This is a genomic window from Pauljensenia sp. UMB3104 (genome assembly GCF_030217285.1).
In the GTDB taxonomy this organism is placed as follows: domain Bacteria; phylum Actinomycetota; class Actinomycetes; order Actinomycetales; family Actinomycetaceae; genus Pauljensenia.
Genome location: NZ_JASONN010000637.1, coordinates 1 through 232 on the forward strand (window position 1 = coordinate 1; position 232 = coordinate 232).

Below are 232 nucleotides of genomic sequence, written 5' to 3' on the forward strand. Positions count from 1 at the left end.
GATGATCCCGTCATCATTTTCGATGACTTCACTACAGCATCAAAGTGGGTAGATTTTCCCTTCAAATTGAAGTCTTCGGCAGCAAAAATCCTTACTGCCGCAGATCCGAGTGTTGCTGATATACGATTTTTGTATTTTTTAATGCAGACGATCAAATACCAAGTCGGCTCGCATGCGCGGCATTGGATTGCTGTCTATTCAAAGATGCCTGTTTGCTGTCCCCCGCTGGAAG

At 44.8% G+C, this 232-nt stretch carries 1 protein-coding gene; it reads left to right on the top strand.

Translation table 11 applies throughout. The features are described from left to right. Window positions 1-232, top strand: a 232-nt coding sequence (locus QP415_RS13100; protein WP_285100362.1) for a hypothetical protein, incomplete at both ends; no start/stop codon positions are given.